Annotated in this window: 7 protein-coding genes; all 7 read left to right on the forward strand. The window is 43.8% G+C overall.

Going from position 1 to position 9,747, the window contains the following annotated elements:
• Positions 1-391: 391 nt before the first annotated feature.
• The 7 genes from ACS8FC_RS13390 (at position 392) to ACS8FC_RS13420 (ending at position 9,470) form a co-directional block, all read left to right on the forward strand.
• Positions 392-1,675, forward strand: a complete 1,284-nt coding sequence (locus ACS8FC_RS13390) for an efflux RND transporter periplasmic adaptor subunit (protein ID WP_439297139.1) — start codon at positions 392-394, stop codon at positions 1,673-1,675.
• Positions 1,672-4,779 (forward strand): efflux RND transporter permease subunit, encoded by a 3,108-nt coding sequence (locus ACS8FC_RS13395; RefSeq protein WP_439297140.1) that lies wholly within the window; start codon positions 1,672-1,674, stop codon positions 4,777-4,779. The genes ACS8FC_RS13390 and ACS8FC_RS13395 overlap by 4 nt, the downstream gene beginning before the upstream one ends.
• A gap of 182 nt (positions 4,780-4,961) precedes the next feature.
• Positions 4,962-5,495 carry a YceI family protein gene (locus ACS8FC_RS13400; RefSeq protein ID WP_439262953.1) on the forward strand — a complete coding sequence of 178 codons (534 nt, stop codon included), beginning with the start codon at positions 4,962-4,964 and terminating at the stop codon, positions 5,493-5,495.
• A 257-nt stretch (positions 5,496-5,752) separates the two neighbouring features.
• Positions 5,753-6,760, forward strand: a complete 1,008-nt coding sequence (locus tag ACS8FC_RS13405; protein ID WP_439297141.1) for a DUF1852 domain-containing protein — start codon at positions 5,753-5,755, stop codon at positions 6,758-6,760.
• Between the two features lie 191 nt (positions 6,761-6,951).
• Complete coding sequence (locus tag ACS8FC_RS13410; RefSeq protein WP_439297142.1) at positions 6,952-8,010, forward strand: methionine synthase; 1,059 nt, start codon at positions 6,952-6,954, stop codon at positions 8,008-8,010.
• A 79-nt stretch (positions 8,011-8,089) separates the two neighbouring features.
• Positions 8,090-8,593 carry a flavin reductase gene (locus ACS8FC_RS13415; protein ID WP_439297143.1) on the forward strand — a complete coding sequence of 168 codons (504 nt, stop codon included), beginning with the start codon at positions 8,090-8,092 and terminating at the stop codon, positions 8,591-8,593.
• Between the two features lie 43 nt (positions 8,594-8,636).
• The gene (locus ACS8FC_RS13420; protein ID WP_439262960.1) at positions 8,637-9,470 is read left to right on the forward strand and encodes a sulfite exporter TauE/SafE family protein; all 834 of its coding nucleotides are present in this window, start codon (positions 8,637-8,639) and stop codon (positions 9,468-9,470) included.
• Positions 9,471-9,747: the final 277 nt, after the last annotated feature.

Below are 9,747 nucleotides of genomic sequence, written 5' to 3' on the forward strand. Positions count from 1 at the left end.
AAAACAATAGTCAGTGCTATCCTTTTCTATGTATCTGACCAATTTGTATATTTTAAAAGAAGTTTTATTTAGAGATTTCTTCACTCTTATATTTTCTTGTTCTTATATTTTTTAGCCTTTTTTTGTGAGTCATGAAAGGCTCTTTAGTTAATCATACAATTCCCCACTCATAGACTCCTACATCTATATTCTTATTACTGCACGTTTACTTCATATTCTAACGATAGTTCTTAGTGAGTTATTGATAAAAAAGGATAAACGACAGTTGACCTGTTAGTACGATAGACTACAATGCAAAAAGCGTTCAATAATATAAACTGTCTATATCACCCCGCTAAAAATTAACGTTTATCCTCTTTTTTATCAATGTGCTTGTTTATAGAGACCAACTATGAGTGACCTTCAAGACCCTAATGATAAGCAAGTGTCTAATTCTACACCTGAGTCTGAGTTGCCGCCTTATCTCAACCCTGATATGCCCAAGCATGAACCTTCGTCAAAGCTACCAGTGTGGCTATTGCCTGTACTGGTAACAGTGCTGGTCATTGGTGTGCTGTTAGGAAAATATTGGGGTGGCAATGACTCGACTACGGATGAGTCGACCGTTGTCTCTGGGACACAAAGTGATAAGGTGCTTATTGATACCGATAGCGATCAAGCAGTTTTAACGGTCGAAACCGTACAGCCGAGTCAAGATAGTGTCGGCAATACGCTAACAGCTGACGGTACGATTAGTGCCAAGGATATTGCCACCGTCAGTGCCAAGGTCAATGGGGTGGCGATTGAACGAGTATTGGTCGAAGAGGGAACACGCGTTAAAGCTGGTCAAGTTTTGGCAATATTCGATACCGACGCGATGGAGCAGCAGGTCTTGCAAGCAGAAGCAGACGTGGCCGAAGCCGAAGCCACGCTTGCCAATGCGAGTGCAGATGCGGCACGTGTGCTACCGCTACTTGATATCGATGCTATCAGTAAACAAGAGGCGGACCGTTACCGTACTTCTGAGATTCGTGCTAGAGCATCCTTGCAAGCCTCAAAAGCGCGCTTAAGCAATCAGCGCCTAAATCTTGAGAATGCCAACGTCGTCGCGCCAGTGAGTGGGGTAATCAGTGACAAGATGGCTGAGGTCGGCATGGTCGCAGGTGGCGAGCCATTATTTACGATTATTAAGGGGGGCATTTTAGAGTGGCGTGCTGATATCGACCCTAAGCTTATTGGTGATGTAAACGTGGGTACGCCTGTTAAAGTCAGCTTGCCAAGAGATCAAGCAGTAATGGGACAAGTCAGTCGTATCGCGCCGACAGCGGATAATAATCGTCAAATTACTATTTATGCAAGCTTAAATGACAATTCTGCAGCGCGTGCAGGTATGTACCAAACCGGTGAGTTTTTGCTCGGTAGCGAGAGCATGCAAACGGTGCTCAATAGCGCTATTGTCAGCAACGATGGCTATGATTATGTGATGCTAGTGACGGATATCAAAACCCAGAATGACAAAACGGTTGGACGTATTCAACAGCAGCGTGTGACCCTAGGAAATCGTATTGGCGACAGCGCCATACTTGCAGAGCCCTTAGCGAGCGATACTAGAGTAGTCAAGCAAGGCGGTAGTTTTTTAAATGATGGTGACTTAGTACGCATTGTGGAAAATAGAGCTGTGCAGGCAACATCATGAATATGAATGTATCTACCTATTCAATTAAAAACCCGCTTGTTGCGATTTTATTATTTGTCTTGCTAACACTCGGTGGTTTGTTTGGCTTTCAACAAATGAAAGTGCAGCAGTTCCCTGATATTGATTTACCAGCGGTCGTAGTGACGGTTACTTTGCCGGGAGCCGCACCGTCACAGCTCGAAAATGATGTGGCTAAAAAGATTGAAAACAGGCTAACCAGTATTGAGGGTATTAAGCACATTCGTACTACCTTACAAACTGGCGCAGCTACTATCGCTACTGAATTTGTGTTAGAAAAAGATATTCAAGAAGCTATGGACGATGTGCGTTCAGCTGTCGGTGAGGTACGTGGAGACTTACCAGCAGCTGCTAATGATCCTATTATTACCAAGGTGTCGACAGCAGGATTTCCAGTAGTCACCTATTCTGTGACTGGGAATAATATGAGTGTTGAGGACTTATCATGGTTCGTTGATGACACCATTACCAAGCGCTTATCTGATATTCAAGGGGTAAGCGCTATTAGTCGGATTGGTGGTCTTGAGCGTGAGATTACCGTTGCCGCTGACCCTATCATGCTTAGTGGTTTGCAACTCTCCATCCCTCAATTGTCTCAGCAGATCGCTGGTATTCAGCAAGACAGCGCAGGCGGGGAAGCTGAAGTTGGTACTACGACTCAAACCATTCGGGTGTTGGGTGCAGTAGAACGCGCTCGCGAGCTTAACGATTTACAGATTGCCGTCCCTACTGGAGGCACGCAAGCGTTAGGCCGTATGGCTGAAGTGATGGATGGCGCGGCTGATCCTAGCTCTGTTGCCAAATTAGATGGCGAAACCGTGGTTGCCTTTAACATCACTCGTTCACGCGGTGCCAGTGAAGTTGAAGTTACCAAAAGAGTGGATGCGGCACTGGCGCAGTTAAGTGCTGAGATGACTAATATCGAGGTCGAAAAAGTCTACGACCGTGCGACCCCAGTAGAAGAGGACTATAAGTCTTCATTACGTATGTTGATTGAAGGCGGTATTCTAGCAGTCGTCGTCGTGTTCTTATTTTTACGCAATATTCGTGCAACGATTGTCGCCGCTGTAGCCTTGCCATTGTCGGTCATTCCTACCTTTTTGGGTATGTATCTATTTGATTTTAGCCTTAATATTATCTCGTTATTGGCGTTATCACTTGTCATCGGTGTGTTGGTCGATGATGCTATCGTTGAGGTCGAAAACATTATCCGCCATTTACGGATGGGTAAAACGCCTTATGAAGCGGCAATGGAAGCCGCTGATGAAATTGGGCTTGCAGTCATTGCCACTACCTTTACCTTAATTGCGGTGTTTTTACCTACAGCCTTTATGGGCGGTGTGGTTGGGCAGTTCTTCCGCCAGTTTGGTTGGACAGCGGCGATGGCTATTTTTGCTTCGCTATTGGTCGCACGCTTGATTACCCCTATGATGGCAGCCTACATTTTGCGACCAGAAAAACACCGGGTCGAAAAACAAAGCGCCTTGATGACCTGGTATCTAAAGATAGTATCCTGGACACTTCATCATCGCTGGTTAACTATGGGGGCTACCTTATTATTATTTGTAGGGTCATTAGCCCTAGTGCAGCTACTACCGACTTCATTTATTCCTGATAATGACATTGATCAAACGCGAGTAGGGATTGAGCTGACGCCTGATGTTGAGCTTGAAGATACCGAGCAGGTGACCGCATTGGCACGTGAGCGTATTTTAGCATTGCCTGAAGTTGCCCATGTTTTTTCTTCAGTTGGACAAGCACAAGAGGCGATGGGGCCAAACAGCTCTAGTGGTAGTGGTGGCGCAAAAAACATCGCCAGTTTAGATATTGTTTTGACACCGCGTGCCGAACGGATACCCAAAAAGGAGATTGAACAACATATTAGCGCCATATTAACAGAAGTGCCCAGTGCACGCTTTACAGTAGGGCTATCAAGTGGCGGCGAGACAGGGTATAGCTTTTCGTTGACCAGTACCAATCCGCAAGTGTTGGAGCAGACTGCGCAGCAAATTATGACAGATATCCGCGCATTACCAATTGCAGGCGCGGTCACCAGTGATCGCAGCTTACCGCAACAAGAGCTGACTGTAACCCCTAATCGGCTAGCAATGGCAGATAAAGGCGTCACTACACAAGATATCGCAACCACCTTACGAATCGCGACAGTGGGTGATTATGAGCAGCGCCTATCCAAGCTGAATTTGGATACGCGGCAGATTCCTATTGTGGTGCGCTTGCCTGATGTAGCCAAACAAAACGTCAATCAGTTAGAAGGCTTGTATGTACCTAGTACAAACCCAACCGGACAAGGTGTGCGTGTCGGCGAAGTGGCTGACCTCAATTTTGGTACAGGGCCTGCAAAGATCAGCCGTCTTGACCGTGAACGTTCAATCACGATTACGGTGCAGCCTGGTACAGGTGAGCTTGGTGAATTGGTAGATGCAGTCAAAAACACCCCTACCATGCAGCAACTCCCAGCCTCTATTACGATGATTGCACAGGGCCAAGCGGAAAACATGGCTGAGCTATTTAGCGGTTTTGTCATTGCCATGTCGGTGGGTATTATTTGTATCTTAGGCGTCTTAATTCTACTTTTTGGGAAGCTTTTACAACCCTTTACTATCTTAATGGCGCTGCCGTTATCGATAGGCGGTGCATTCGTGGGTTTGGTCATTACAGGCAGTAGTCTATCGATGCCGTCGATGATCGGTTTTATTATGCTGATGGGTATCGCCACCAAAAATTCTATTTTATTAGTCGATTATGCCATTATTGCGCAAAACAGAGGCTTAGCACGTTTTGAGGCTATCATCGATGCCTGTCGCAAGCGCGCCCGTCCTATCATTATGACCACTATTGCAATGGGTGCTGGCATGTTGCCGCTCGTGTTTGGCTGGGGTGATGCTGATCCTACCTTTAGGCGTCCGATGGCGGCTGCTGTGTTAGGCGGTCTAGTAACCTCAACGCTATTAAGTTTGGTCGTAATTCCAGTCGTATATACTTTGATGGATGACTTGTCAGGGTGGTTTGCTAAATGGTTGATCCCGCATGGTAAAGATAATAATCCGGTCGTTGAAAAATCATAGTATGAAAGCGTGTTATAAGTCATAAATGAGAGTAGGCTAGAAGCTAGGTAGTAAAACTAATCAGCTATTATCAATAAAGGACTATAGAGATGAGCCGATTTGCACTTTCTAAAATGAAATGTTCTAAAACGACATGCAGGTACGTCAAATTTTTAGGAGCGTTATCATTAATTATAGGTAGTATGACTGGTAGTCATGCTGCTAGCTATTTGCTAGAACCTGCAAATAGCAATGTACGCTTCGCTATCGATCATTTTAATACCTCAACTAATACGGGTGGCTTTTATAATCTGACCGGACAGCTAGAATACGACCAAAAGGCGTACACTGGCAATGTCTCTTTAGTCATTCCCATTAACACTTTAAATACAGGTAATAAAGCCTTTGATATCATCCTTAGAAGCGATGAATTTTTTGATATGAACAAGTATCCGCTAGCTTACTTTAAGTCTACTAAGTGGCATTTCGCTGATGACAATACGGGCGATGTGACCCGAGTCGATGGGGAGTTGACTATTCGCGATATTACTCATCCAGTAACGCTAACCGCTACTAAGTTCAATTGTTATTTTAGTTTTATAGCGAAAGGCTCAGTATGTGGTGGTGATTTTACGACAACCATTGACCGCAGAGAGTGGGATATCAGTAAGTATACGCGGCTAGGTATTACTGAACAGGTGGATTTAAATATTCAGATTGAGGCGGCTAAGCAGTAGTTTTTTGACTACCACTCTTTTAGTATAATAACTAATCGATAAAGGCCAAGACTTATTAGATAAGTTTTGGTTTTTTTTATGTCATTGAACCATCATTTGCCATACTATCGTTGCTCTCTTCTTTTATGTTCTAACCTTACTAAGATGAATAATATTCATCTTAAATTTAAATAGTATCGTTTTTATTCATGTCAGAGTTTGGGTATGATCTACCTCATACACAAATTTGGTTTTATCTTGAATAAAGGCAATCTATCATGAGTAAACAATTTACATATTCCATCTCGAGCATTCGTTTTGATGAAAACTATCAGCCTGCAGATAGCACACGTCTGACGACTAACTTTGCGAATTTGGCACGTGGCGAGAGTCGTCAAGAGAACTTACGCAAAACACTGACTATGATAAATAACCGTTTTAATGATCTCGCGCATTGGGATAACCCAACCGCCGACCGTTATTCTGTTGAAGTTGATATCATCTCTGCAGACTTAGATATCGAAGGCAATGGCCATACGTTCCCAGTCATTGAGACGCTGAAAACAACGATTATCGACCATAAAGAAAACAAGCGTATTGATGGCATGATTGGCAACAGCTTCTCATCTTACGTGCGTGATTATGACTTTAGCATCGTACTGCCAGCACATTTTGAGAAAAACCCAAAATCGCCACCAGCAGACGATTTTGGTGATTTGCACGGCAAACTGTTTCAACATTTATTGAACTCAGAAGCCTATCAAACCAACTTTAACAAACAACCTGTTATTTGCCTGAGTGTGTCAAGCAGTAAAGTCTATCAGCGTACAGGCAATCAGCATCCTGTATTAGGGGTTGAATACAAGCAAGATGAGTACTCCTTAACCGATGACTATTTCCATAAAATGGGCTTAACGGTGCGCTATTTCATGCCTGAAGGTAGTGTGGCGCCTTTAGCGTTTTACTTCGCCGGCGACTTGTTGAGTGATTACACCGATTTGGAACTTATCAGTGCTATCAGTACGATGGAGACCTTCCAAAAGATTTACCGCCCTGAAATTTATAATGCTAACTCAACCGCGGGTCACGTATATCAGCCAAGTTTAAAGTATCAAGATTATTCACTGACTCAAATTGTCTATGACCGCGAAGAGCGCAGCCAGATGGCAGTGACGCAAGGTAAATTTACCGAAGATGAGTTTATTAAGCCCTATCAAGCCATTCTTGGTGAGTGGGCGACAAGCTATAACACGCAACAACCTATCACAAAAAAGTGTGCTGCGTAATGGTATGTCGTTCGCCAAGATATGAAGCGAGTTCGGTGTAGAAACCATTTAGTGAGACTGTTATACATTTTTCTTGCTTGCTGTGTCTACGCTGACAGAGGCTACAAAAAATATATAACAGTCACTTCTCGAAGCACCATACATTTACTTAGTATTTACTATAAAAACCAAAATATAAAAGATAAATTAATATGACAACATTATCATCAAAAGTATTATTACCAACCTCAACCGCGGGCAGCTTACCAAAACCTTCTTGGTTGGCAGAACCTGAGAAAATCTGGTCACCTTGGGCATTAGAAGGGGAGCAATTGAGTGAAGCCAAAGAAGATGCACTACGTTTGACATTGCAAGAACAGAGACATGCAGGGATAGATATCGTTAGTGATGGCGAGCAGACCCGCCAGCATTTTGTGACCACCTTTATTGAACATCTAGATGGTGTGGATTTTGAAAATCGTAAAACGGTCAAAATCCGTGATCGTTATGAGGCGAGTGTGCCGTCAGTCGTGGGTGCGGTGAGCCGTCAAAGACCAGTATTTGTGGACGATGCTAAATTTCTACGTCAGCAAACCAATCAACCAATCAAATGGGCGCTGCCTGGCCCAATGACGATGATTGATACGCTGTATGATAGCCATTATAAAAGCCGTGAAAAACTGGCTTGGGAATTTGCCAAAATTCTCAATCAAGAAGCCAAAGAGTTAGAGGCAGCTGGGGTGGATATCATCCAGTTCGATGAACCTGCCTTTAATGTGTTCTTTGATGACGTCAATAACTGGGGTATTGCCACGTTAGAGCGTGCAATAGAAGGTCTAAAGTGTGAAACGGCGGTGCATATTTGCTACGGCTATGGCATCAAAGCTAATAATGACTGGAAAAAGACACTGGGCTCCGAGTGGCGTCAATATGAGCAAGCATTTCCTAAACTGCAACAATCTAATATCGATATTGTCTCTTTAGAGTGTCAAAACTCACATGTGCCGATGGATTTGATTGAATTGATTCGCGGTAAAAAAGTGATGATCGGTGCCATTGATGTGGCAACCAATACCATTGAGACACCTGAAGAAGTTGCCGATACGCTACGCAAAGCCCTGCAATTCGTCGATGCAGATAAGCTCTATCCTTCGACCAATTGCGGCATGGCACCTTTATCTCGCCAAGTGGCAAGCGGCAAATTGCAAGCGTTAAGTGCAGGCGCGGCAATCGTACGAAAAGAGCTGACGGATCAGTTAAAAGGTCACTAGTTTTTGTAGGCTGGTTTTTTAACCCAGTATGATAATCTTGCAAAATATATAAGCAATAACCAAATTTAAGAGATACATGATGATAGAAGCGAGCGACTTTAAAAATGCTATGGCGCTATTAACGACAGCGGTGAATGTGATCACGACTAAAGGCGTGTCCGGCAGTCATGGTTTTACTGCATCCGCTGTTTGTAGCGTCAGCGATACGCCGCCAACTTTGCTGGTCTGTATGAATACAGCGGCACGCTCGCACGCGCATTTTGTAGAGAATAAAATCTTAACGGTTAATGTGCTAGGCGCGCAGCATGAGTATTTATCCAATGCCTTTGCCTCTAGGTTAAGTGCAAAGGAGCGCTTTGCGCAGGGCGCTTGGACTGAGCTAGTCACTGGCGCGCCTGTTTTACAAGATGCGTTGGTGAGCTTTGATTGCGTCATTGAGGACATTCAGCAAGTGGGCACCCATAGTGTGTTTATGTGCCGAGTAGTCGCTATCAACCAATCTGAGCAAGACTCTGAGAGTGGCGAGAGTTTGGTCTATTTTAATCGCGCTTATCATCACGTTAGTCAAATACAAATGGCTTAAGTGATTCACCATTCAACTTCATTCAACTAAAAAGTACTCACCTGTGGAATTATTCATTTTTTTAATCATTGGCGCGCTAGCAGGGTTTGCAGCAGGGCTTTTTGGCGTAGGTGGCGGTACTATCATTGTACCGCTGCTATTTATTGTCTTTACCCAAATGGATTTCCCTGCTGATAACGTCATGCATCTGGCATTGGGTACCTCCCTTGCGACTATTATTATCACCTCTATCAGCTCGCTGATGGCGCACCATAAAAAAGGCGGCGTCATGTGGCCGGTCTTTAAAAACCTCGCCCCCGGTTTGGTGCTTGGTTGTTTTTTGGGCGCAGGAATTGCGGGACAGATATCTGGGTTATATCTTCAGCTTATCGTTGGCGTGTTTTTACTGTGGGTCGCCTATAAGATGTTTTTAGGTGGTAAAAAACAGGTCGCTAGTCATGCTAATGATGTCAGTAATACCAACCATAACAATATAGTACTACCCTCAAAACCTAAACAATTGGCGGCAGGTGGGGTAATTGGCATCGCTTCTGCTATCTTTGGTATTGGTGGCGGCAGCTTAACGGTGCCTTATCTCACCCGTTATAATGTGGTCATGCAAAAGGCGGTTGGCACCTCGGCGGCGTGTGGTCTACCTATTGCCATAGCAGGCGCGTTAGGGTTTATGTTTTTTGGTATGCAACAAGAAGTGAGTGTACCTAACACCATTGGTTTTGTGCATGTTTATGCCTTTTTGGGTGTCAGTATTATGAGCTTTTTTACGGCCAAAGTCGGCGCAAAAGTCGCTCATATGCTTTCACCGCAATTATTGAAAAAGTGTTTTTCAGTATTGTTATTCGTAGTTGGGCTTTATTTTCTTTATAAGGCGTTGGTTTGAGTATTTATATTGGTGTATTTAAAATTACGAATTTCTATTATGCGACTTAGTCTAATAAGAGTAGTTCTACTATAACAGTCTATTTTAAGTGGTCTGTTAATCGATTTTTGATGCCTTTTAGATGGTTCCTCTAGGGTACGCCTATAAAAGACTACAACCAGATTAAAACTACAAGAAATCTTGATCTGATCGAATGTAGTGAGACTTCATAGTAGGGTACTTAGAATTCGTTAACTACAAATTGACGAGAAGCTTCCCCATCTTTCATATCATACTA

Source organism: Psychrobacter sp. 1Y4 (genome assembly GCF_051847555.1).

Bases quoted from the DNA above. Each gene is read 5' to 3' on its own strand.
- ACS8FC_RS13390 (WP_439297139.1), top strand. From the start codon at position 392: ATGAGTGACCTTCAAGACCCTAATGATAAGCAAGTGTCTAATTCTACA.
- ACS8FC_RS13395 (WP_439297140.1), top strand. From the start codon at position 1,672: ATGAATATGAATGTATCTACCTATTCAATTAAAAACCCGCTTGTTGCG.
- ACS8FC_RS13400 (WP_439262953.1), top strand. From the start codon at position 4,962: ATGACTGGTAGTCATGCTGCTAGCTATTTGCTAGAACCTGCAAATAGC.
- ACS8FC_RS13405 (WP_439297141.1), top strand. From the start codon at position 5,753: ATGAGTAAACAATTTACATATTCCATCTCGAGCATTCGTTTTGATGAA.
- ACS8FC_RS13410 (WP_439297142.1), top strand. From the start codon at position 6,952: ATGACAACATTATCATCAAAAGTATTATTACCAACCTCAACCGCGGGC.
- ACS8FC_RS13415 (WP_439297143.1), top strand. From the start codon at position 8,090: ATGATAGAAGCGAGCGACTTTAAAAATGCTATGGCGCTATTAACGACA.